General features: G+C 69.0%; 25 protein-coding genes and 1 pseudogene. 10 read left to right on the top strand and 16 right to left on the bottom strand.

The features are described from left to right. Positions 1 to 10: 10 nt before the first annotated feature. The 5 genes from SGFS_RS06125 (at position 11) to SGFS_RS06105 (ending at position 2,156) form a co-directional block, all read left to right on the top strand. Complete coding sequence (locus tag SGFS_RS06125) at positions 11 to 292, top strand: hypothetical protein (protein ID WP_286248246.1); 282 nt, start codon at positions 11 to 13, stop codon at positions 290 to 292. 14 nt (positions 293 to 306) lie between these two features. Beyond that, positions 307 to 630 (top strand): hypothetical protein, encoded by a 324-nt coding sequence (locus SGFS_RS06120; RefSeq protein ID WP_286248244.1) that lies wholly within the window; start codon positions 307 to 309, stop codon positions 628 to 630. Next, complete coding sequence (locus tag SGFS_RS06115; protein ID WP_286248243.1) at positions 627 to 839, top strand: hypothetical protein; 213 nt, start codon at positions 627 to 629, stop codon at positions 837 to 839. The genes SGFS_RS06120 and SGFS_RS06115 overlap by 4 nt, the downstream gene beginning before the upstream one ends. Next, positions 836 to 1,051 (top strand): hypothetical protein, encoded by a 216-nt coding sequence (locus SGFS_RS06110; protein WP_286248242.1) that lies wholly within the window; start codon positions 836 to 838, stop codon positions 1,049 to 1,051. The genes SGFS_RS06115 and SGFS_RS06110 overlap by 4 nt, the downstream gene beginning before the upstream one ends. 85 nt (positions 1,052 to 1,136) lie before the next feature. Then, complete coding sequence (locus SGFS_RS06105) at positions 1,137 to 2,156, top strand: site-specific integrase (RefSeq protein ID WP_286248241.1); 1,020 nt, start codon at positions 1,137 to 1,139, stop codon at positions 2,154 to 2,156. Between the two features lie 335 nt (positions 2,157 to 2,491). On the opposite strand, the gene SGFS_RS06100 is transcribed toward SGFS_RS06105, so the two are convergent. From SGFS_RS06100 to SGFS_RS06085, 4 genes are all read right to left on the bottom strand, one after another. Next, positions 2,492 to 2,689: a hypothetical protein gene (locus SGFS_RS06100; RefSeq protein ID WP_286248240.1), complete on the bottom strand. Its 198-nt coding sequence runs from the start codon at positions 2,687 to 2,689 to the stop codon at positions 2,492 to 2,494. Between the two features lie 9 nt (positions 2,690 to 2,698). After that, the gene (locus tag SGFS_RS06095; protein WP_286248238.1) at positions 2,699 to 2,893 is read right to left on the bottom strand and encodes a hypothetical protein; all 195 of its coding nucleotides are present in this window, start codon (positions 2,891 to 2,893) and stop codon (positions 2,699 to 2,701) included. Positions 2,894 to 2,926: 33 nt separating this feature from the next. Continuing rightward, positions 2,927 to 3,529, bottom strand: coding sequence for a winged helix-turn-helix domain-containing protein (locus tag SGFS_RS06090; RefSeq protein WP_286248234.1), 603 nt, complete (start codon positions 3,527 to 3,529; stop codon positions 2,927 to 2,929). A 121-nt stretch (positions 3,530 to 3,650) separates the two neighbouring features. Then, on the bottom strand, positions 3,651 to 3,908 hold the full coding sequence (locus tag SGFS_RS06085) for a GntR family transcriptional regulator (RefSeq protein ID WP_286248232.1): 258 nt from the start codon (positions 3,906 to 3,908) through the stop codon (positions 3,651 to 3,653). A gap of 141 nt (positions 3,909 to 4,049) precedes the next feature. Between SGFS_RS06085 and SGFS_RS06080 the strand changes: the two genes are divergently transcribed. Further along, positions 4,050 to 4,286 carry a hypothetical protein gene (locus tag SGFS_RS06080; protein ID WP_286248229.1) on the top strand — a complete coding sequence of 79 codons (237 nt, stop codon included), beginning with the start codon at positions 4,050 to 4,052 and terminating at the stop codon, positions 4,284 to 4,286. A 192-nt stretch (positions 4,287 to 4,478) separates the two neighbouring features. Here the strand turns inward: SGFS_RS06080 and SGFS_RS06075 are convergent, their stop codons facing one another. Then, the gene (locus tag SGFS_RS06075; RefSeq protein WP_286248227.1) at positions 4,479 to 5,099 is read right to left on the bottom strand and encodes a GntR family transcriptional regulator; all 621 of its coding nucleotides are present in this window, start codon (positions 5,097 to 5,099) and stop codon (positions 4,479 to 4,481) included. Positions 5,100 to 5,619: 520 nt separating this feature from the next. On the opposite strand from SGFS_RS06075, the pseudogene SGFS_RS06070 reads away from it, so the two are divergent. Together SGFS_RS06070 and SGFS_RS06065 are read left to right on the top strand one after the other, a co-directional pair. Continuing rightward, positions 5,620 to 6,381 (top strand): annotated as a pseudogene (locus SGFS_RS06070) (alpha-amylase family protein); the annotation flags it as partial. Between the two features lie 105 nt (positions 6,382 to 6,486). Next, complete coding sequence (locus SGFS_RS06065; protein WP_286248226.1) at positions 6,487 to 6,906, top strand: SseB family protein; 420 nt, start codon at positions 6,487 to 6,489, stop codon at positions 6,904 to 6,906. A gap of 32 nt (positions 6,907 to 6,938) precedes the next feature. On the opposite strand, the gene SGFS_RS06060 is transcribed toward SGFS_RS06065, so the two are convergent. From SGFS_RS06060 to SGFS_RS06025, 8 genes are all read right to left on the bottom strand, one after another. Beyond that, on the bottom strand, positions 6,939 to 7,181 hold the full coding sequence (locus tag SGFS_RS06060) for an FAD-linked oxidase C-terminal domain-containing protein (protein WP_286248225.1): 243 nt from the start codon (positions 7,179 to 7,181) through the stop codon (positions 6,939 to 6,941). Between the two features lie 22 nt (positions 7,182 to 7,203). After that, on the bottom strand, positions 7,204 to 7,602 hold the full coding sequence (locus tag SGFS_RS06055) for a MarR family winged helix-turn-helix transcriptional regulator (RefSeq protein ID WP_286248224.1): 399 nt from the start codon (positions 7,600 to 7,602) through the stop codon (positions 7,204 to 7,206). A 95-nt stretch (positions 7,603 to 7,697) separates the two neighbouring features. After that, positions 7,698 to 8,051 (bottom strand): VOC family protein, encoded by a 354-nt coding sequence (locus tag SGFS_RS06050; RefSeq protein ID WP_286248221.1) that lies wholly within the window; start codon positions 8,049 to 8,051, stop codon positions 7,698 to 7,700. A gap of 159 nt (positions 8,052 to 8,210) precedes the next feature. Continuing rightward, positions 8,211 to 10,445, bottom strand: coding sequence for a 1,4-alpha-glucan branching enzyme (gene glgB / locus SGFS_RS06045; RefSeq protein WP_286248219.1), 2,235 nt, complete (start codon positions 10,443 to 10,445; stop codon positions 8,211 to 8,213). Positions 10,446 to 10,449: 4 nt separating this feature from the next. Continuing rightward, on the bottom strand, positions 10,450 to 11,826 hold the full coding sequence (locus tag SGFS_RS06040; protein WP_286248217.1) for a maltokinase N-terminal cap-like domain-containing protein: 1,377 nt from the start codon (positions 11,824 to 11,826) through the stop codon (positions 10,450 to 10,452). Positions 11,827 to 11,854: 28 nt separating this feature from the next. Next, positions 11,855 to 13,576 carry a maltose alpha-D-glucosyltransferase gene (gene treS, locus SGFS_RS06035; protein ID WP_286248216.1) on the bottom strand — a complete coding sequence of 574 codons (1,722 nt, stop codon included), beginning with the start codon at positions 13,574 to 13,576 and terminating at the stop codon, positions 11,855 to 11,857. Continuing rightward, entirely contained in the window at positions 13,573 to 15,579 is a 2,007-nt protein-coding gene (locus SGFS_RS06030) for an alpha-1,4-glucan--maltose-1-phosphate maltosyltransferase (protein ID WP_286248214.1), read from the bottom strand. The genes treS and SGFS_RS06030 overlap by 4 nt, the downstream gene beginning before the upstream one ends. Positions 15,580 to 15,734: 155 nt before the next feature. After that, positions 15,735 to 16,067: a DUF5133 domain-containing protein gene (locus SGFS_RS06025; RefSeq protein ID WP_286259824.1), complete on the bottom strand. Its 333-nt coding sequence runs from the start codon at positions 16,065 to 16,067 to the stop codon at positions 15,735 to 15,737. Positions 16,068 to 16,360: 293 nt separating this feature from the next. On the opposite strand from SGFS_RS06025, the gene SGFS_RS06020 reads away from it, so the two are divergent. Further along, the gene (locus SGFS_RS06020; protein WP_286248213.1) at positions 16,361 to 16,873 is read left to right on the top strand and encodes a pep a2; all 513 of its coding nucleotides are present in this window, start codon (positions 16,361 to 16,363) and stop codon (positions 16,871 to 16,873) included. Positions 16,874 to 16,896: 23 nt separating this feature from the next. Beyond that, positions 16,897 to 18,996 (top strand): glycogen debranching protein GlgX, encoded by a 2,100-nt coding sequence (glgX, locus tag SGFS_RS06015; protein ID WP_286248212.1) that lies wholly within the window; start codon positions 16,897 to 16,899, stop codon positions 18,994 to 18,996. A 25-nt stretch (positions 18,997 to 19,021) separates the two neighbouring features. Here glgX and SGFS_RS06010 read toward each other — a convergent pair whose 3' ends face one another. From SGFS_RS06010 to SGFS_RS06000, 3 genes are all read right to left on the bottom strand, one after another. Then, on the bottom strand, positions 19,022 to 19,822 hold the full coding sequence (locus SGFS_RS06010; protein WP_286248211.1) for a VOC family protein: 801 nt from the start codon (positions 19,820 to 19,822) through the stop codon (positions 19,022 to 19,024). 256 nt (positions 19,823 to 20,078) lie between these two features. Continuing rightward, positions 20,079 to 20,663, bottom strand: coding sequence for a DUF305 domain-containing protein (locus SGFS_RS06005; RefSeq protein ID WP_286248209.1), 585 nt, complete (start codon positions 20,661 to 20,663; stop codon positions 20,079 to 20,081). Between the two features lie 100 nt (positions 20,664 to 20,763). Further along, positions 20,764 to 21,177, bottom strand: a complete 414-nt coding sequence (locus SGFS_RS06000; protein ID WP_286248207.1) for a DUF6153 family protein — start codon at positions 21,175 to 21,177, stop codon at positions 20,764 to 20,766. Positions 21,178 to 21,253: the final 76 nt, after the last annotated feature.

Here is a 21,253-nt window from a genome sequence, read left to right as displayed (position 1 = left end):
AGGAATGACGATGAAAATCTCAACCGCTTGGCCCGAGGGCGTGATCGCCCGCTACCTCACCGTCGGAGGCGCCACCGTCGACATCGCCGACGACAGTGGGCGCGGCTATATCGTCGCCACCTGCACCGGAGAACGGTGCGGCTGGCGTGAGCGCACCAGCATCGAGGGGTACGTCTACGACACTCCGGAGCAGACGCAGGCTCGCATTGAGGAGTGGCTGCCGGAAAGCCAGCGGGAAGCGCAGGCCCACGCCGAGACCTGCCGCGCCATGCCCCGTCCGAACGCGGCTTGACGGAGGGCTAGACCATGGCCGCCCATGCAGACCGCCGCGATGCTTTCGCCCAGCGGATCTACGAGTACTGGAACCCCGGCAGCCGATGGAGCGAGGCGCACCCCGACGACGTGATCGCATACCGTGCGGACGCCGACATCGCGATGACCGCCGCCGACGCGCTCTCGGGCATCACCTACACGCCACCTGAACGATCCGACATCTACCGCGAGGTGGCCGACCGGCTCGGCGCCTACGCGGGCACACAGAAAGACGATGCACCCATCGTTGCCCGCATGGCAGACGCAGTGCGCGAATGGGCCGACTGGGCAGACAGCTTCCACGCTGGAGACGCATGACCGCCTACGAAGTCACCGCCTATCGGGGTAAGCGCAACTGGTACCTGAAGATCGCCGACTACCGGAAGACCGTTCGTGACGGCGAGGGGAAGCCTCCAGCCCAAGAACAGGCTGAAGCGCTCCGAGTGGAGTTGGCGGAACGGTCGCACCGAAACCGGTTCGGCTGGACGCACATCGACATCCAACCCAAGAATGAGGACGCCCCATGACCGACCGGCCCACCCGCCCCGAGGTCGACGACCCTCGCGTCCTCGTTCTCGCGCAAGCGCGGCAGCAACTCGCCCACAACAACACCTTCGGCCTCCCCTGCCCGGCATGGGATGGCCTCACTCGCCAGGAGCAGGACCTGTCGCTGGCGGAAGCGCGGAACTGGCTACACGCTGCGCTCGACGCCGGACTGGTTGCAAACGAGCAGGCCTAGGGCCGGTAATCCCTACATCCGAGAGCGCCCCGCCTGAGGAAAGCAGGCGGGGCGCTCGCCCGTACCGTACCCGATCGGAGACCCCGTGACCGACCTCGTCCCGCGCCAGCCGGACGCCACCCCCGCCGTCTACGACGCTGCGACGCTCGCCGTCCTGCACGCCATGGAAGAGGCAGCCGAGAAGCACCTCGACGCCATCCGCCCCCACAACACGAAGCGCGGCTACGCCAACGACTGGAAGCTGTGGGAGGAGTTCCACGACTGGCTCGGGGAGCGGACTGGGCACCGGATCGCCTCGACCAACATCACAAAAGGCACGCTCGTCGGGTTCGTCGTCTGGCTCGACACCATCAAGCTCGCCGCGCCTAACAGCATCGACCGGAGGATCACCGGCGTCACCGTCACGGCAAGGAACGAACACGGCATCGAAGTCCCCAAGGCCGCCACCGTCGCAGCCCGGCAAGCCCTCAAGCCGCTGAAGAACGACCCCGAACGGCAAGCACGCGGCAGGGGCAAAGCTGCTGCCGCCACCCCCGAGCAGTTGCGGCAGATGAACGCCAACGTTGCCGATGGACTCACGGGCCTCCGCGACCGCGCTCTCTGGCTCATGGCCTTCGGGGTCGCCGGGCGTTCCGCCGAAGTCGCCGCGTTGCGAGCCGAGGCCATCGTCCACGTCAGTCAGGGCCTCGACGTCCACGTGCCTGCGGTGAAGGGTCGCCCGCCCCGAGACGTCGTCGTCGGCTACGGCAAGAACGTCGACACCTGCCCCGTCCGCGCCTGGCTCACTTGGCGCACCGCCGCAGGCATCACCACCGGACCCGCCTTCCTGCCCATCACCGCCCACGGCCACCTCGGAGACCGAGCGCTCTCCCCGGAAGCCGTCCGCGAGATCATCGCCCGGAACGCCGAACGCGCCGGACTCTCCGTTCGCCTCACCGGCCACAGCATGCGGGCCGGATTCATCACCACCAGCCGCCGAGCCGGGAAGCGCGAAGAGAAGATCCGCGCCCAGTCCGGGCACGCCGAGAACAGCCCCGCCTTCTGGGGCTACATTCGCGAAGCCGACAAGTGGACCGATGCTGCATCCGAAGACATCGGCCTGTAGGGATAGATGCCATGAGCGATACCCCGCCCGAGGAGCCTCGCAAGGACTGGATGGAGATCTGGTACGAGAGGGGGGCCCAGGTAGCGCGCCACCGGGTCGCCGAGGGTGAGGTGCCGCCTGCGTCGCGCCCGGTTGTCGCGAGCCTGGCCCAGTTCCGGGAAGGCGCGCGGCGGCCGGTGGAGGCGTGGCCTGTGGGCGAGTACGTCCTGTCGTCGCGTCGCCGCGTTGTCAGTGGCGGTCGTTAGCCTGGAATCTCCGGCAGTCCTTCGATCAAGCCGGGTTTGTTGAGTTGCTGGCGCCTCGCTCGAGCGTGGAACCCCGGGCGAGGCCGCACTCTATTCCTGCCCGTGCCTGACGGCCCGCTTCACTGCCATCTCGAGGTCGTACCGCCCGATCCCAGCCTCGGCCGCGTGCCGGGTGATGGCGTCTTGGACGGCGTTGGCGGTGTCGAGGGTGAGCCGTCCGGCCTGGATCTCGTTCCAGGCGGCGGTTTCGAGAGCGAGCAGGTCGTCAGGGAGTTCGATCGTTGCCACGCGGAAAGGTTACGCCGCCTCCACGATCTCCCCGCACGCGCGTTCCGCCGCGGTGGCCGTCGCCCACTCCGCCACCAGCACCTCGTACCGGGCCCGCGACTCCCCATACAGCCAGCCACCCATACTGCGGATCAGCGCACGAATCTCCGCATTCACCACGACAGACGGGCGCACCGGGCCACGCGGCAGAGGAGTGGGGGACATGCCGCAAAGCCTACGGCCACCCTCTGACAGTGGTCAGCCGTCGCCCGGCGCCTGTGGCAGCTCGGTGACGAACGTGCCCACGCCCGGGTACATGGCCGCCAACCCGGCCTCCCGCAACTCCTTCAGCACGCGCTTCGCAGTCACCTGACTGATCTCGAACTCGTCGCAGATCGCTACGAACGAGGGCAGCTTCTGCCCGGGCGCGTATGTGCCGTTGGCGATCCTGCCCCTGAGGGCTGCGTAGACCTGCCGCCACCTAGGGGCATTGGGTATGTCGTGGGTAGCCACACCGCCCTGGGCGGGGATAAATGGCAGCGTCTCGGCAAACCACACCACACTGCTGAACTCAAGCCCGGCGAAGTACTCCCGCGAGTTGACCCGTGCGGCGTGGAAGCGGCAGAACTTGATCAGTTCCGCTTCGTTCTTCTTCGCCTGGGCGTGAGGCTTGGAAACCCACTGATCCGTCACCGAAATGCCCAGCCCCCGTGAGTAGCCGTGATGGGCGTGGAGACGGTTGGCCGGGGCGACGCTCATCCCGACCTTGACCACGTCAACGCTGAACCTGATGACGTACAGGTAGCCGCCGAGCGGCGATTTGCGCGGCACCCCGCGAAGGGTAGGCTGACTGACAGCCATGAGGATCACTACTCCTCTGGTCAGGCCCTCGTTCGGTGTTCACAGCACCATCGAGGGCCGCACTGTTTCCCTGGATTCTACCTTTCAGTAGGGGCACGTCGCCGTCTTCGACTGATCGCCATCAGTCCTCGTCGGTCTGCATGCTGCGGTCAACCACGTAGATCCCCATGCCTCGAACGGTCTCCACCAGGCCCTCGTCCTTCAATACCTGGGTGGCCTTCCGCAGCGTGTCCCGGGCAACCCCGTAGGCCTGCTCCATCTCAACCATCGTCGGGATGCGCCGACCAGGAGGAATCGTCCCGTCCTCGATCTGCCGTCGCAGATGGTCGGCGATCTGCCGGTACGGGGGCACAGGCCCTTCCCTGTCGATGATCACCATTCGGACGCTAGCCCGCCACCCATACCGTGCCATAGCTACCCACCGGGGTAGTCAGGGGTAGTACGGTGCAACGGAGCAACACAAAAGCCTCCCGGACGCGGCGCAGCATCCGGGAGGCAGCCGACGAACGGAGCGTCGACGATGAGCGAGCCTACGAGGCCAGAGCCGCCACCCGAAAGCGGCCCGGACGCCATAGCTGGGGCCAGCCGGCTCAGCCCCGTACAGCAGGCGTGGAGCGACTACGTCGGCCACTCCCTCCGCTGCGGCACCTGTCGAAGCATCGACGGAGGGAAGTGCGGCACGGCGGACATGTTGTACGGGGCCTATCAAGAGCAGGGTGCCAACGCCTACGGGCGGCTGGCCGAAGAAGCACCCTGACCTGTCGGCCGGACGGCGGCCGAGGGTTACCGGCAGAAACGTTTGGCCAAGGCTCCACCTGCGGTTACAGAAACGCACAACCCATGAACTAAAAGTCAAAGAATATGCATGAGACACCTTCACTCACGGCCGAAAGTCGGCTTTACTCGTGACACCCGGCGCCCCCCAACGCCAGGCGGGAAACGCTCGCCGCTACCTCGCGGGCGCCAGGCGGATGAGCCAGCGATCCATCGGCAAAATCAGGTCAGCAGTCTCCAGGGGGCGACCGTCATGGTCGAAACGAGTGCGCACCACACGGAACGCCACGGCGTCCACCAGCAGGCCCAGCGCGTGCGCCTGCTCCTCGGACAGCTCCACCGAACCCAACTCGGCCACGAACGAGTCGTGCGGCCGGCGCTGCCCTCGCCACCACGACGACACCAGCATCGCCGACCTGCCACCGGGATCCAGACACTCCACCGTCTCGTGCTGCAAGGTCGCACCTGCATGGACGCCAAGGCGCGCGGCCAGCTCCACCGTGGCGGGGCGTGGGCGGGTGTCGGTGGTCTCGCTGGAGAACGGCCAGTCGGCATCCGGGTCGGTGAGGGTGCGCATGGCAGGAGCATGCGCGACGTACACACTTTTGCGCTCCTCGCCTTCGAGGACGCCTGTGCGGCGCAGGAGATCGTATGCGAGTCGCATGGTCTGCGGGTGGATGTGGTACTCGGCAGCCATGCGGGTGCGGGACGGGAGTGTCTGGCCAGGGCGCCATTCGCCGGCGTTGATGCGGTGGCGGATGTCAGCGGCGATGCGGCGGAAGCGCGCTTCTGACATCGGGACCCCTGGCGTCGATCATGACGTGAGGCCTGAAGGTACGAAGGTGCTGCCGCACTGGATATATCCAGCAGGCGCAGGCGGCCATCGAGGGCCATTGGTAACTGAAGAACGCGAGATGTCGGCACCGCGGGGTTCAGTTCTTGAGGTGCCGATTGGGCCGCATCCCTGGCGCGTACCCCCTACTGGCGCCAGCGCGGCGGCCTGCGTATACCTGGCAGCGCGTGCCGGGTATCCACCCGAACGAGTTAGCCATTCCGCGACATCGGGAACGGGGGCGCTCGTTGGGCAGAGTGCCGAAGCCGGAGTCGATCCATACCCCCAAGGTGTGCAAGACGACTCCGGCTTCGGTCTGTCTATGTACACGGTCGTCGGCTCGGCCGCGCTCACCGGGGATGGGAGATGGGAGACGAATGGGAGTGGATCATGATGACTTCCCGCGCGGACTCGCTAGGTTCCACCAACTTCCGCTAGGTGCGGACCGCGTCTCGGCAGGTCAAAGCACTGATCAGCAGGTCAGGACCACAGCCGGTTCTCCGGCATGAACATCATCGACATGCGCATGCACATGAACTTCAGCGACGCGCAGAACGCCTTCGGCAACGGCAAGGACTCCGACGACAGTGTCAACGACGCCACGTACAACGTCGTCTATGTCGACAGTCACGACTACGGCCCCAACAAGTCCGGCAACCGCTACAGCGGCGGCACCGACGCCTGGGCCGAGAACATGTCCCTGATGTGGACCTTCCGCGGCATCCCGACGCTGTACTACGGCTCCGAGATCGAGTTCCAGAAGGGGCAGAAGATCGACTGCGGGCCGACGTGCCCGCTGGCCACCACCGGACGCGCCTACTACGGCGACCACCTCGCCGGATCCGTCACGGCCTCCGACTTCGGCAAGGCCGACTCGGCGAGCGGCCAGGTCGCCACGACCCTCTCCCAGCCGCTGGTCAAGCACCTGCAGCGGCTCAACCAGATCCGCCGGGCGGTTCCCGCCCTCCAGACGGGCCAGTACTCCACCGACGGCATCAGCGGCCGGATGGCGTTCAAGCGCCGATTCACCAGCGGCTCTACAGACAGCTTCGCCCTGGTCACGGTCACCGGCGACGCCACCTACACCGGCATCCCGAACGGCACCTACCGGGACGCCGTGACGGGCGACGCGAAGACCGTCTCCAACGGCACGCTGAGTGTCGGGGCACCCGGCAAGGGCAACCTGCGGGTGTACGTACTGAACGGGCCCGGGAAGATCGGCGCCGAGGGACCGTACCTGAAGTGATGCTGCGGTGAGGCATGCCCCGGCTTGGATCGGGTACGCGCAGGTCGTCGCGTCCGGGGCGGATCATGTCCCGGGCGGTCCGTCCGCCACTACCCGGGATCAGCCATGGACATACCTACGAACAACCACATCGGGCCCTGGGCCGCCTCGCCGGCGCAGCAGGCGCTGAACGCGCTCGCCCTGGACACGGCCGACACGGCCGCCCTGGACACACTGGCCGACAGCGACGTCCTGGTCCCCGTGCCGGACGACGCCGACGAGGCGGCCGTCACCGACCCCACGATGGTCGCGCTGCCGGTCCTCGAGCAGCCCGGCGCCGCCCCGGTCGTGCCCGTTTTCACCTCCGAGCCCGAGATGGCCGAACTTCTGCCGTTCGTGTCCCGGTACCGCCTCGTGCCACTGGGCGCCCTCGCCTCCCAGTGGCCGGACGAGAACCTCGACCTCACCATCGACGCCAGCTCCCCGCACGGCGTCACCTTCGCAGCCCGGGAGGTACGCACCCTGCTGGGGCGCGCTGCGAGCTGACGGCGACAGGCAGCCAGAGACACCCCGGGTCCTCAGAGACTCAGCCCGGGGTGAGGATCCCCTGCGGACCGAACACGTCCTGGTTCCGCCGCCGCAACCGCGTGCGCCCGAGGCCCCAGCTCCTTTGCGATCCATTGCCGCTTGAGCACACCCACACCGCGCGCGCCGGTCGGCGTGCCTCCCAGCCGCAGGTCCAGGACGAAGATCTCGCCCGCCGCCTCCCGGGCCGCGTCGGGCAGCTCGGGCCGCGCCGGGTCGACGACGGGCGCGGCCACGGCGGAGTCCGAGTGGAGGACGTCAGCCGTTCAGCATGCGGGCCAGGACGTCGCGCTGCAGGGGCAGCACCTCGCTGTGCAGCTCGCGGCCCTTCCGGGTGAGGGAGACCCACACCCCGCGCCGGTCCTCCGCGCAGACCGTGCGCTCCACCAGGCCCTCCTTCTCCAGGCGCCCGATCAGTCGAGAAAGGGCGCTCTGGCTGAGGTGGACCTGCTCGGCGATGTTCTGCACCCGGCACTGCTCACCGGAGTCCTTGGCAGCCGCCGTACCCGACACGAGAACATCGAGCACCTCGAAGTCGCTGGCGCCGAGGCCGTGCGGATGCAGCGCGCGATCGATCTCGCACATCGTGCGCGCGTGCACGGACAGGATGCCCCGCCACTGCTCCTCGAGCCGTGCACCGGCCGTGTTCGCTGCCATACCCGCACGGTAACAGAGGGTCGGAGCCTTGTTGCCGGTGCAACTATTGCGGGTGCACAGGCGAGCGGGACCGTGGCGGGTGGGGCGCCCGCGGGCTACTCGGCGGGGGAGTCCTGGAGGAGCCCGATGAGATTCCCGTCCGCGTCCTTCGCAGAGGCGATCAGCCTGCCGCCGCCGACGTCCTGCACATCCTGGAGCGTCTCGGCGCCCGCGCCCACCAACGCCGTCAGCGACGCGCGGATGTCGGAGACGTGCCAGTAGGGGACCGGCCCCGTGATCCCCTTCGCGTGCCCGTTGGGGTCGAGCCCGATGTCCTGCCCGGCGTCCTTGAACCCGACGTAGTACGGGGTGTCCGCATAGGGCTCGGCGCCCAGCAACGCGCTGAACAGGGCCTTCGCCTGGGCGAGGTCCTTGACGGGATAGATGACGGTCTTCACGCCCGCGGTCATGACGTACTCCTGCTCTCGTGTGGTGTCGGTTGTCCGACGCCGGTGTTTTCACGCTAGGGCCGGGGAGGGGGAAGCGGCTTCTCGAATTCTGATCGGTCGGCTGCGGCCCGGTGGGGGACGGGACGGCGACGGGTAGGGGCGGCGGGGGCGAGAGAAAAGTCAGGCGGGCCGGAGCCAGACCGTGGCCAGCGGCGGCAGCGTGAGCCCGATGCTGGCCCCGCGCCCATGCCAGGGCCGAGGCTCCGGTTCCACGGCGCGAGGGTTGCCGACACCGCTGCCCCCATAGCGAACGGCATCGGTGTTGAGGACCTCGGACCACCCCGAGACGCCCTCCGTCACCCCCAACCGGTACTCCTGCCGTACGACCGGCGAGAGATTGCAGACCGCCAACAGCGGACTACCCTTCGCGTCGTACCTCAGGAACGCCAGCACATTGTCGTCGGCCGCGTCCCCGGTCACCCACTGGAACCCGTCCGGCTCGGTGTCCCGCTCCCACAACGCAGGGGTGTGCCGGTAGACCGCGTTGAGGTCCCGGACGAGGTCCCGAACCCCCCGGTGGTCCGCCTCCGCCCCGTACGCCGGATCCAGCAGCCACCAGTCCGGCCCGTGCGCCTCCGACCACTCCGCCCCCTGCGCGAACTCCTGCCCCATGAAGAGGAGTTGCTTGCCGGGATGGGCCCACATGAAGCCCAGGTACGCCCGGTGGTTGGCCCGCCGCTGCCACCAGTCACCCGGCATCTTCGACACCAGGGCCTGCTTGCCGTGGACGACCTCGTCGTGGGAGACGGGCAGGACGTAGTTCTCGCTGTACGCGTACACCATCGAGAACGTCATCTCGTTGTGGTGGTACTTGCGGTGCACGGGCTCCTTGGCCATGTACTCCAACGAGTCGTGCATCCAGCCCATGTTCCACTTCAGCCCGAACCCCAGGCCGCCCCAGTCCGTGGGTGAGGTCACCCCGCCCCAGTCGGTGGACTCCTCCGCGATGGTCACCACCCCCGGCATCCGCCGGTACAGCGTGGCGTTCATCTCCTGCAGGAACCGCATCGCGTCGAGGTCCTCCCGCCCACCGAACACGTTCGGCGACCACTGGCCCTCCTCACGCGAGTAGTCCAGGTACAGCATCGAGGCGACCGCATCCACCCGCAGCCCGTCGATGTGGAACTCCTCGCACCAGTACACCGCGTTCGCCACGAGGAAATTGCGAACCTCGGTGCGCCCGAAGTCGAACTCGTACGTCCCCCAGTCCGGATGCTCGGCCCGCCGCGCGTCCCCGGGTTCGTACAGCGGATCCCCGTCGAAGCGGGCCAACGCCCAGTCGTCCTTGGGGAAGTGGGCCGGCACCCAGTCCATGATCACGCCGATCCCGGCCTGATGCAGGGCGTCCACCAGATACCTGAAGTCGTCGGGGGTACCGAGCCGGGCCGTGGGCGCGTAGAAGCCCGTGACCTGGTAACCCCACGAGCCGCCGAACGGATGCTCGGCGACCGGCATCAGCTCCACATGTGTGAAGCCGAGGTCCTTCACATACGCCGGTAGCTGCTCAGCAAGCTGACGGTACGTCAACCCTGGTCGCCAGGACGCCAGATGGATCTCGTACACCGAGAAGGGGGCCTGGTGGACGGGCACGTCCCCGCGCCTCGCCATCCACTCCGCGTCGCCCCACTCGTGGCGCGACGCGGTCACGACGGACGCCGTCTCGGGCGGTACCTGCGCACGGCGTGCCATCGGGTCGGACTTGAGGAAGCGGTCGCCGTACCGGGAGGTGATCTCGAACTTGTACGTCGTGCCCTCGCCGACACCCGGCAGGAACAGCTCCCACACCCCGGACGAACCCAGGGATCGCATCGGGAACGCCGTCCCGTCCCAGAAGTTGAGGTCTCCGGCCACCCGCACGCCGCGTGCGTTCGGCGCCCACACCGTGAAGCGGGTGCCGGTCACGCCCTGGTGGGTCATGGGCTCGGCACCGAGGGCCTTCCACAGCTCCTCGTGCCGGCCCTCGCGGATCAGATGCAGGTCCAGTTCCCCGAGAGCGGGCAGGAACCGGTACGGGTCCTCGGTCTCCTGTACGGCCCCGTCGTACGCCACCAGCAGCGTGTACGCGGGGATCGCGTCCAGCGGCAGTACCCCGGCGAAGAGCCCGCCCCCTTCCGAGGTGAGACTCCAGTGCTCCCCGTCGACGACGACGTTCACGGCACGCGCGAACGGGCGCAGGGTCCTCACCGCGATGCCGCCCGGGACCGGGTGCGCCCCGAGCAGGGCGTGCGGGTCGTGGTGGGAGCCGGACAGGAGGCGGTCGCGGTCGGCGGGGGCCAGGGGAGGGGCCGCCTCGCACGGCGTCGGTGCCGGGTGTGGACCGGCCGACTCCAGGGATGTGATGTCGCGCAGGGCCACGGCTTCAGTCTCCTCTCACGGCGAGTCGTTCGATCGCCGCCATCGGTACGGGTAGCCAGTCGGGTCGGTGCCGCGCCTCGTACAGCACCTCGTACACGGCTCTGTCGGTCTCGTACGCGCGCAGCAGACCGTGTTTCTTGCGCGGGTCCCAGCCCGCGCGGGCGGCATAGCCCGCGCAGTAGGCCTCGCGGCACCGGCGCGCCCACTCCGGGCGCCAGGGGCGGCGCTGGCGGGCCGCGTAGTCGAAGGAGCGCAGCATGCCGGCGATGTCCCGGACCGGGGACTCGGTGCCGCACCGCTCGGTGAGCGGACGGGACGGCTCGCCCTCGAAGTCGATGACGAACCACTCCCGGCCCGCCCGCAGCACCTGCCCCAGATGCAGATCGCCGTGGATGCGCTGGGCGGGTGGCCCGGCATCGCAGTGGACGAGCGCCCGGAAGGCGCCGCGCAGACCGGGCACGAACGGCCTGAGCGCCGGTACGCAGTGCGCGGCGGTGTCCAGCCGCTCGGTCATGGCCTCCGCTATCGCCGCACCCGTCCGGCCGTTGTCGCCGTGTGCCCCGGCGGTGAACGCCGAGGCCAGCGCGAGGTGCACCTCCGCAGTGGCCCGCCCCAGCTCACGGGCCTGAGCGGCGAAGTCGTCACCCGAGGCGAGCGCCCCCAGGGCCAGGGTCCAGCCGTCGGACGCGTCCCGCAGGAACGGCTGGAGTACGCCGAGGGTCGCCGCGTACGGATGCTTCGTCCGGAACCACGCCACGGGCGCGGGCACCCGCCCGCAGCCCTGCCCGGCCAGGGCTCCCGGCACCTCCAGATCGGGGTTGACACCGGGCTGGATCCGCCGGAAGACCTTCAGGATGAAGGCGTCGCCGTACACGAGCGAGGTGTTGGACTGCTCGGCGTCCAGCAGCCGTGGCGCGAGCCCGGCGGGCACCGAGACGGACGGATCCGCCTCGAAGCGCAGGGGGCCGACGGTGCCGGGGTGCCGCAGGCGTTCCAGGAGCAACTGCGCCGACCGGGGGTCGTACAGCGCGTCGTACACCGTGAGACCGGCAAGTGGACCCTCGTGCGCCCGCCCGATGAGGGCCCGGCCCAGACGCGGCGCGAGATGCTCCCGTATGCCGAGCAGCAGCTGGTAGCAGTCGCCCGCCGGGCCCGCCCCGACCGGGCTGGGCAACCCCGAGTGACCGGCGTGGATCAGCAGGTGCAGACAGCCCGGGTACAGCTCGGTCATGGACAGCAGCGCGAGATCCGTGACGGGCCTGTCCTTGCCCGCGAACCAGCGCTGCCGGGGCAGCCAGTCCCGCAGCAACCCGGCGAGCGAGGTCATGAGGTCGGTGGCGTCCCCGGCACTGCTCGGGCGGAGGGTAGCGGTCTTCGGCATGGTGACGCGTCCTTTCGCGAGCACACGCTCAACGCCGTCGGGCGGCGGCGCGGGAGAGGACTCGGGAGAGCCGGAACCAGTAGAAGCCGTGGCCCGCGAGGGTGAGGAGGTAGGGCAGTTCGCCGATCGCTGGGAAGCGGACGCCGCCGATGAGTTCGACGGGGTGGCGTCCCTCGTAGGCGCGCAGGTCGAGTTCGGTGGGCTGCGGGAAGCGGGAGAAGTTGTTCACGCAGAGCACCAGGTCGTCCTCGTACTCGCGGAGATAGGCGAGGACGGCGGCGTTGGACGAGGAGAGTTCGGTGTAGGAGCCGAGGCCGAACGCGCAGTTCTGCTTGCGGATCTCGATCATGCGCCGGGTCCAGTGCAGCAGGGACGAGGGCGAGGACATGGAGGCCTCGACATTGGTGACCTGGTAGCCGTAGACGGGATCCATGATGGTCGGGAGGTAGAGCCGTCCCGGGTCGCTCGTCGAGAAGCCCGCGTTGCGGTCCGGGGTCCACTGCATCGGTGTGCGGACTCCGTCGCGGTCGCCGAGCCAGATGTTGTCGCCCATGCCGATCTCGTCGCCGTAGTAGAGGATCGGCGAGCCGGGGAGGGAGAGCAGCAGGGCGGTGAACAGTTCGATCTGGTTGCGGTCGTTGTCCAGGAGTGGGGCCAGGCGCCTGCGGATTCCGATGTTGGCGCGCATACGCGGGTCCTTCGCGTATTCCGCGTACATGTAGTCGCGTTCTTCGTCGGTGACCATTTCGAGGGTCAGCTCGTCGTGGTTGCGCAGGAAGATGCCCCACTGGCAGCCGGACGGGATCGACGGGGTCTTGGCGAGGACTTCCGAGACCGGGTAGCGCGATTCCCGCCGCACCGCCATGAAGATGCGGGGCATGACGGGGAAATGGAATGCCATGTGGCATTCGTCGCCGCCGCTCGGAAATTCGCCGAAGTAGTCGACGACGTCCTCCGGCCATTGGTTCGCCTCCGCCAACAGCACGGTGTCCGGATACTGTGCGTCGATATCCCGGCGGACGCGTTTGAGGAACTGGTGGGTGGCGGGCAGGTTCTCGCAGTTCGTGCCTTCCCGCTGGTAGAGGTACGGCACCGCGTCCAGTCGGAAGCCGTCGATTCCGAGGTCGAGCCAGAACCGCAGCGCGGCCAGGATCTCCTCCTGTACGGCCGGGTTCTCGTAGTTGAGGTCCGGCTGGTGGGCGAAGAAGCGGTGCCAGTAGTACTGCTGCCGGACGGGGTCGTAGGTCCAGTTGGAGGCCTCGGTGTCGACGAAGATGATGCGGGCGTCCTGGAACTGCTTGTCGTCGTCGGCCCAGACGTAGTAGTCGCCGTAGGGGCCGTCGGGTTCCTTTCTCGACTCCTGGAACCACGGGTGCTGGTCGCTGGTGTGGTTCATGACGAAGTCGATGATGACGCGCATACCGCGTTGGTGGGCGGCGTCGATGAATTCCACGAAGTCGGCGAGGTCACCGAATTCGGGGAGGACGGCGGTGTAGTCGGAGACGTCGTAACCGCCGTCGCGCAGGGGGGATTTGAAGAAGGGCGGGAGCCAGATGCAGTCGATGCCCAGCCACTGGAGATAGTCGAGTTTGGCGGTCAGGCCCTTGAGGTCGCCGATGCCGTCGCCGTCGCTGTCCTGGAAGGAGCGGACGAGGACTTCGTAGAAGACGGCGCGTTTGAACCAGTCCGGGTCCCGGTCCTTCTGCGGAGTGTCCTCGAAGGTGTCAGGGATGGGCTTGTTCATGGTCATGGCGTTCTTGACCCTCCGTTCCGTGGCGAGAAGGACGACCGTTCGACATGGGGGACATGCAGGATGTGCGCGGGCGCCCGCCCGGGTTCCAGACGCACATGGTTGCTGTGGCCCCAGTGATAGGTCTCACCCGTCAGCTCGTCCCGCACCGGCACGATGTCGTGCACGTCAAGACCGAGCCGCGGCATGTCCAACGAGACCTCGCCCTCCTGGGCGTGGTGGGGGTCGAGGTTGACGACCATCAGAACCGTGTCCGACCCCGTGCGCTTGCTGTACGCGATCAGCGCGTCGTTGCCGGTCCGGTGGAAGTGCAGATTGCGCAGGCGGCGCAGCGCCGGGTGGCGTCGTCTGAGGTGGTTCAGCGAAGTGATGAGGGGGGCGATCGTACGTCCGTCGCGTTCCGCCGCGTCCCAGTCGCGGGGCCGGAGTTGGTATTTCTCGGAGTCCAGGTACTCCTCGCTGCCGGGTTTCAGTGGGGTGTTCTCGCACAGTTCGTAGCCGGAGTAGACGCCCCAGGTGGGGGAGAGGGTCGCGGCGAGGACCGCGCGGAGTTCGAAGGCGGGGCGGCCGCCGTGCTGGAGGAACTCGTGGAGGATGTCGGGGGTGTTGACGAAGAAGTTCGGCCGCATGTAGGCGGCGGCCTCCCCGGACAGTTCGGTGGCGTAGTCGGTGAGTTCCTGTTTGGTGTTGCGCCAGGTGAAGTAGGTGTACGACTGCTGGAAGCCGGCCTGGGCGAGGGCGTGCATCATCGCCGGGCGGGTGAAGGCCTCCGCCAGGAACACCACGTCCGGGTCGGTGCCGTTGACCGCGGCGATCACCTGTTCCCAGAAGACGACCGGTTTGGTGTGCGGGTTGTCCACGCGGAAGATCCGCACGCCGTGGTCCATCCAGTGCCGCAGCACCCGCACGGTCTCGGCGATCAGGCCGGGCATGTCCGCGTCGAAGGCGATGGGGTAGATGTCCTGGTACTTCTTCGGCGGGTTCTCCGCGTACGCGATCGAGCCGTCGGGGCGGTGATGGAACCACTCCGGGTGCTTGTGCACCCAGGGATGGTCCGGGCTGCACTGGAGGGCGAAGTCCAGCGCCACCTCCAGACCCAGGCCCCGCGCCTCACCGACGAAGAAGTCGAAGTCCTCGATCGTGCCCAGGCCGGGGTGGACGGCGTCATGGCCGCCCTCGGGCGAGCCGATCGCCCACGGCACGCCGACGTCGTCGGGGGTCGGGGAGAGGGTGTTGTTGCGGCCCTTGCGGAACGTCGTCCCGATCGGGTGGACCGGCGGCAGGTAGATGACGTCGAAGCCCATCTCCGCGATCGCCGCCAGCCTGCGCGCGGCTGTGCGGAAGGTGCCGTGGGGCTGCTCGGGGGTGCCCTCGGAGCGGGGGAAGAACTCGTACCAGGAGCCGTACAGGGCCCGTTCCCGCTCCACCAGCAGCGGCAGTGGATCGCTGCTGGTGACCAGTTCCCGCAGCGGATACAGGGCCAGGACCTCGTCCACCTCCGGCGTCGACGCCGCCGCCAGGCGTGCCGCGGCCGGCGACGAGCCGTCGCCCAGCGCGCCCGCCGCGGCCAGCACCACCTCACGGGCCGGCCCCTCCGGCACTCCGGCGGCGGCCCGTGCGTACAGCTCGGCGCCCTCCTCCAGCACCAGCCCCACGTCGATGCCCGCCGGGACCTTTATGCTCGCCGTGCGCCGCCAGGTGGCGACCGGGTCGCCCCATGCCTCGACCTGATACGTCCACAGACCGACCGCGTCCGGCGTGACCATCGCGCCCCAGCGGTCGGTGCCGGGGGCCAGCTCGCGCATCGGCGTCCAGGGGCCGGGGCGGCCCTCGGTGTCGCGGAGGACCACATTGGCGGCGACCGCGTCATGGCCCTCACGGAAGACCGTCGCACTGACCTCGAAGGTCTCGCCCACCACCGCTTTCGCAGGGCGTCCGCCGCACTCGACGAGTGGGCGGACCTCCTTGATGGGGACACGGCCGATGGCCGGGGTCGGGCTCACGGTCTCACCTCCGCCACATTCGAGATCGGCGCTGCGCCGAACGGCTTCCTGCAAAAGAACGAGTGGGTTCACCCGGAAGGCCGCTCTCTCCCCGAAGCGACCGCCGTCTTCCCGGAGGGACCGCTGTACTTCCCTGCCGGCACCCACCCCGCGCGCTATCTCCCGCCCGCGAACCGGGACTCCGGCGGTGGACGGCGTCTTACGCGGCGGTCCTGCCGACCCTGACCGGGCTGTTCGAGCGGGGACTCCTGCTGGGGGTGGCCGCCGTGCTCCCGGAGATAGGTGAGCAGGTTCGTCTGGAGATAGCGCTCGGCCGCCGCCACCGCCTCCCGGGCACAGCGCTTGCCCATCAGCACGCACAACGTGTAGCCCGAGTCCTCGAAATGACCCCGCGCGGCGAGGTCGCTCGGGGCCGCGAGCATGACGCGTTCCCACGTCCGGTAGCGCCGCAGATGTCGGGCCACCTCGTTCTTGGCGGGCAGCAGCATGGTGCCGGTCACCTCCCAAGGACTCTCGGAGGGGTACGACCCCCCGCGCGGAGTCGTGCACGGAGGAGCACCGGCCCCTGATGAGCCGATGCCTGCCCTCATGGTGCACGGGTGACGACCGAGCGTCTTGTTGGTGCTTCAACTACCCCATGAGTCGCTCGTGTTGCACGAATGGCGTAGCACTCCCACTCTGGGATCTGACTCAGAAGCGATCAGTGCTCACGCTTCGTGATCGGATTTCGTCCGTGAGGACGAGCGGAGGCGGGAGCTTCGCCGGTGAGGAGCCAACGACGATGAAGACTGCAGTGCCCTGTTACTACCACCTCGACGTGGAAGTCGGTCCGGAACGGGTCCAACAGGTCAGGCGCATCCTGGCCGCGCACCTGAGGCTCTGGGACCTGGAAACCCTCGTCGGACCCGTCTGCCACAGCGCCGAGCTGCTGCTCCGCGCGATCGACGAACACGCGACGGACAAGAACACGTCGATCGAGATGTGGTGGAACGGCCAGCACCTCATCTCCGCCGTCGGCCAGAACGACCGCGGGGTACGCCCGGACCGGGAGCTGCGCCCCTGCCTGGCCTGGATCGCCGCGCTGAGCGACGGCTGGGGCTGCTGCACCACGGCCAGCGGGAGCACGGTCATCTGGTTCACCCAGCGGGCGCCGGTCGACGAAAGCGTGCCCCGGGTCCCGACGGTACCCGCGCCGACCCTGCGGGAGGTGCGGCAGGTGCCCCGCGAGATGCCGACCGCCGCGGTGCTCGCCGGTCCGCTGAGCGCGGTGTGCTGCGCCGAAGCGGCGCTGTGACCGCGCGGCCGCGCAGGACAGGGGTGCCCGTGTGGAGTGGGCACCCCTATCCGCTGGGCGCCTCCTTCGACGGCACGGGCACCAACTTCGCCCTCTTCAGCGAGGTCGCCGAGGCCGTCGACCTGGTCCTCGTCGACGGGGACGGCGGGCACCGCCGGGTCCCCCTCACCGAGGCCGACGGCTTCGTGTGGCACGGCCACCTCCCCGGCGTCGGCCCCGGACAGCGCTACGGCTACCGCGTGCACGGGCCCTGGGACCCGGCCGCCGGCCACCGCTGCGACCCGGCGAAGCTGCTCCTCGACCCGTACACCAGAGCCGTCGACGGGCAGGTGGACAACCACCCCTCGCTCGTCGAACCCGGCGCCGACAGCGCCGGGCACACCATGCTCGGCGTGGTCACCGACCCCTACTTCGACTGGGGCGACGACCGCCCGCCCCGACGGCCGTACGCCGAGAGCGTGATCTACGAGGCCCATGTACGCGGCCTCACCCGCACCCACCCGGACGTCCCCGCCGAACTGCGCGGCACCTACGCCGGGCTGGCGCATCCCGCCGTCGTGGAGCACCTCACCTCGCTCGGGGTGACCGCGATCGAGCTGATGCCGGTGCACCAGTACGTGCAGGACGGGGTGCTCCAGGGGCGGGGCCTGTCCAACCACTGGGGCTACAACACGCTCGGCTTCTTCGCGCCGCACAACGCCTACGCCGCCCACGGCACCCGGGGACAGCAGGTCACCGAGTTCAAGGCCATGGTCAAGGCGCTGCACGCGGCCGGACTCGAAGTGATCCTCGACGTGGTCTACAACCACACCGCGGAGGGCAACGAGAAGGGCCCGACCCTCTCCTTCCGAGGCATCGACAACGCCTCGTACTACCGCCTGGTGGACGGCGACTGGGCGCACTACTACGACACCACCGGCACCGGCAACAGCCTGCTGATGCGGCACCCGTACGTCCTCCAGCTGATCATGGACTCGCTGAGGTACTGGGTGACCGAGATGCATGTCGACGGGTTCCGCTTCGACCTCGCGGCCACACTCGCCCGGCAGTTCCACGAGGTGGACCGGCTGTCGGTGTTCTTCGACCTGATCCAGCAGGACCCGGTGATCAGCCGTGTGAAGCTCATCGCCGAGCCGTGGGACGTCGGCGAGGGCGGCTATCAGGTGGGCAACTTCCCGCCGCTGTGGTCGGAGTGGAACGGCAAGTACAGGGATGCCGTACGGGACTTCTGGCGCGGCCGGCCGCACACCCTCGGCGAGTTCGCCTCCCGGCTGACCGGCTCCTCCGACCTGTACGAGCACAGTCGGCGCCGCCCGCGCGCCAGCGTCAACTTCGTGACCGCGCACGACGGTTTCACCCTGCGCGACCTGGTGTCGTACGACGACAAGCACAACGAGGCCAACGGGGAGGGCAACCGGGACGGGGAGAGCGTCAACCGGTCCTGGAACTGCGGGGCCGAGGGCCCCACGGACGACCAGCAGGTCCTCGCCCTCCGCGCCCGCCAGCAGCGCAACCTCCTGGCCACCCTGCTGCTGTCCCAGGGCATTCCGATGCTCTGCCACGGCGACGAACTGGGCCGCACGCAAGGCGGCAACAACAACGCCTACTGCCAGGACAACGAGGTCTCGTGGGTCGACTGGCGGCTCGACGAGGAGCAGTGCGCCCTGCTGGACTTCACCCGACGGCTCATCGCCCTGCGCGCCGCCCACCCCGTCCTGCGCCGCCTCCGGTTCTTCCACGGCGACACGCCGACCCACGAGGGCCAGCCGCTGCCCGACCTGGTGTGGCTGCGGCCGGACGCCCGCGAGATGACCGACGCGGACTGGGAACGCTCCGACGCGCATGCCGTGGGCGTGTTCCTCAACGGTGACGCCATCGCCGAGCCGGACCCGTACGGCCGCGCCGTCGTCGACGACTCGTTCCTGCTGCTCCTCAACAGCCACTGGGAGCCGATGCCGTTCCGCCTGCCCGGGGCCACGTTCGGGGAACGCTGGACGGTGTGCGTCGACACCGCCGCCGAGCCGGACAGCACCCCGGACGAGTCGGAGTACAAGGCGGACGCGACGGTCGCCGTGGAGGCCCGTGGACTCGTGCTGCTGTCACGGCCGTCCAAGGCCATGTGAAGCGCCCGCCCCTGGCGGATCGGGCTCAGCGGTCCCGGCGTGAGGTGATCGTGAACTGGGCGCCGTCCGGGTCGCGCAGTACCGCCTCGTCCGGGCCCTGGCGCAGGACCGTTCCGCCGTGGTGCTCGGCGGCCTCGACGCAGGCCGCCACGTCGGAGACCGAGAAGTGGATCTGCCAGTGGGGCCGGATGGTGGGGTCGGGCGCCGCCTCCAGCGCACCGGAGCTGATCCGGGCCACGATCTCGCCCTCGCTGCGCAGGACGACCTCGTTCGCCTCGTAGCGGACCTCGCAGCATCCGGGCTTCTCGGTGGCCCACTCCAGGACCTCGCCGTAGAAGATGGCCGCGTCGAAGGCGTCCCGCGTGTGGAGCCTGATGAAGGCGGGGGCGGCCCGGCGCCAGGTGTCCCAGTCGGTGAACAGCTCGCCCTCCCAGATCCCGAAGGTGGCCCCGTGGCGGTCCGCCAGCAGGGCCGCCCGGCCGGGCGGGAAGGAGAGCGGTCCTACCGCGACCGTGCCGCCCCGCTCCCGGGCCCGCGCGGCGGCCGCGTCCGCGTCGGACACGGCGAAGTACGGCGTCCAGGCGACCGCCATCTGCCACAGCGCGGCAACCGCCGCGATCCCGGCGACCGGCACACCGTCCGCGAGCGCGATCCGGAAACGGTCCCCCATCTTGCCGGTGCGCCATCGCCAGCCGAGTACGGCCGCGTAGAAGTTCTCCGTGGCCGCGAGATCGCGGCTGGTCAGGCTGACCCAGCAGGGGGCGCCGAAAACGGAATGGCTGGAGACGACGTTCGCCGCGCCGCTTTGCTTCGTGTCGTGATTCATGGCAGTCGCGTCCTGGTCTCGTCCGCCGGCACACACCAGTGGGACACACGGGTGGGGACACCAGTCTCCAACCGAATCCGGGGCCGGTGCCTGCCGAGTACCCCCGCGTGGCGCTCCGACCCCGGTGCTCGCATGCCCTTCGGACAACGATCCGGACGACCGTTCGGGTGATGACGGCCCGCCCGCGCCCTTACGCGGGGCACGGGCGGCACCGCTCACACCACCATCACGACGACGATCGGAGCCGTCGAAGCGGTCAGAGCCGTTCGAGGATGCTCTTGAGCTGCTTCACCTCGGCGGACTGGCCCGTGACGATGTCGTCGGCCATCTCCTTGGCGTCGGCGTTCCTGCCGTTCTTCAGCTCTTCCTGAGCCGTGGCGATCGCGCCTTCATGGTGCTCGATCATCATCTCCGCGAACATCTTGTCGAACCCGCTGCCCTTCATGGCGTCGAGTTCCGTCATGTCCTCGTCGGACATCATGCCGTCGCCGCCACCGCCGTGGCCGTGGTCCATGCCCGGCATGGACTCCACGGCCGTCGGCTGCTTCCAGGACTTCAGCCAGCCCGTCATCGTCCTGATCTCGGGGTCCTGAGCCTGCTCGACCTTCGCCGCGATCTCCTTGATCTCGGAGTCGGACGCCCGGCCGTCGGCCAGCTTCGCCATCTCCAGGGCCTGCTCGTGGTGCGGGATCATCATCTGCGCGAACGCGACGTCCGCGTCGTTGAAGTCGCCGCCCGTTGCGGCGTCGCCGTCACCACCACAGGCGGTGAGCAGGATGACGCCGGCGGCCAGAGCGCCGAGGGCGGACGTGCGGCGCCGGGCGCGCGTGGAAGAAGACATGGTGATTTCACCTCGTACTGATCGTTCTCGGAATGCTTTCGGGCGTACGTCGATGCCGTGGGGCCGCACACGAGGGCGCGCCCACGGGAGGGCGTACGGCCTAAAGCCGTAGAACCGACAGCCGGGTGAGATCAGGGGGACGGGGCGGCGGGGGATTGGGCCGCAGACCCATCGGCATCCGCGCGAGGAGGGAGGCCGAGCGGTCCGTGCGGCGGGCCAGCGCGGCACGGACGAGCGCGGCGAGCACCCACACGGCGAGCAGGACGGCCACGCACAGCGAGGTCATGTCCATGGGTACGGCAGGGCGGTCGGTGGAGGGAGAGGTCTCCGCCCCATGGGCTGCCGCGGGCGGGTCGGCCTTCGTGGTGCCGGGCGCGTGGGCACTCAGGGCCCTCCCGGAGTGCTCCTCCGGGTGCCCGACCGTGTGCATCACGAAGACACCCAGCGCGAGCACGACGACGAGCAGCAACTGCCCGAGGGCACCTCCTGCTCGTACGACACGGCTCACGCCCACGACCGACGATCCTCCTCCAGCGAGTGGAACCGCGAAGCTCCTTCGCAGCGATGCTGTGCGGTGTAGTACGCGGGGA

It is taken from the genome of Streptomyces graminofaciens, from assembly GCF_030294945.1.
Taxonomy (GTDB): Bacteria; Actinomycetota; Actinomycetes; order Streptomycetales; family Streptomycetaceae; genus Streptomyces; species Streptomyces graminofaciens.
This window is presented reverse-complemented; position numbering and strand designations above follow the sequence as displayed.

Coding starts and splice junctions, on each gene's coding strand:
- SGFS_RS06125 (WP_286248246.1), top strand. CDS start 11: ATGAAAATCTCAACCGCTTGGCCCGAGGGCGTGATCGCCCGCTACCTC.
- SGFS_RS06120 (WP_286248244.1), top strand. CDS start 307: ATGGCCGCCCATGCAGACCGCCGCGATGCTTTCGCCCAGCGGATCTAC.
- SGFS_RS06115 (WP_286248243.1), top strand. CDS start 627: ATGACCGCCTACGAAGTCACCGCCTATCGGGGTAAGCGCAACTGGTAC.
- SGFS_RS06110 (WP_286248242.1), top strand. CDS start 836: ATGACCGACCGGCCCACCCGCCCCGAGGTCGACGACCCTCGCGTCCTC.
- SGFS_RS06095 (WP_286248238.1), bottom strand. CDS start 2,893: ATGTCCCCCACTCCTCTGCCGCGTGGCCCGGTGCGCCCGTCTGTCGTG.
- SGFS_RS06090 (WP_286248234.1), bottom strand. CDS start 3,529: ATGGCTGTCAGTCAGCCTACCCTTCGCGGGGTGCCGCGCAAATCGCCG.
- SGFS_RS06085 (WP_286248232.1), bottom strand. CDS start 3,908: ATGGTGATCATCGACAGGGAAGGGCCTGTGCCCCCGTACCGGCAGATC.
- SGFS_RS06080 (WP_286248229.1), top strand. CDS start 4,050: ATGAGCGAGCCTACGAGGCCAGAGCCGCCACCCGAAAGCGGCCCGGAC.
- SGFS_RS06075 (WP_286248227.1), bottom strand. CDS start 5,099: ATGTCAGAAGCGCGCTTCCGCCGCATCGCCGCTGACATCCGCCACCGC.
- SGFS_RS06065 (WP_286248226.1), top strand. CDS start 6,487: ATGGACATACCTACGAACAACCACATCGGGCCCTGGGCCGCCTCGCCG.
- SGFS_RS06055 (WP_286248224.1), bottom strand. CDS start 7,602: ATGGCAGCGAACACGGCCGGTGCACGGCTCGAGGAGCAGTGGCGGGGC.
- SGFS_RS06050 (WP_286248221.1), bottom strand. CDS start 8,051: ATGACCGCGGGCGTGAAGACCGTCATCTATCCCGTCAAGGACCTCGCC.
- SGFS_RS06040 (WP_286248217.1), bottom strand. CDS start 11,826: ATGCCGAAGACCGCTACCCTCCGCCCGAGCAGTGCCGGGGACGCCACC.
- treS (WP_286248216.1), bottom strand. CDS start 13,576: ATGACCATGAACAAGCCCATCCCTGACACCTTCGAGGACACTCCGCAG.
- SGFS_RS06025 (WP_286259824.1), bottom strand. CDS start 16,067: ATGCTGCTGCCCGCCAAGAACGAGGTGGCCCGACATCTGCGGCGCTAC.
- SGFS_RS06020 (WP_286248213.1), top strand. CDS start 16,361: ATGAAGACTGCAGTGCCCTGTTACTACCACCTCGACGTGGAAGTCGGT.
- SGFS_RS06010 (WP_286248211.1), bottom strand. CDS start 19,822: ATGAATCACGACACGAAGCAAAGCGGCGCGGCGAACGTCGTCTCCAGC.
- SGFS_RS06005 (WP_286248209.1), bottom strand. CDS start 20,663: ATGTCTTCTTCCACGCGCGCCCGGCGCCGCACGTCCGCCCTCGGCGCT.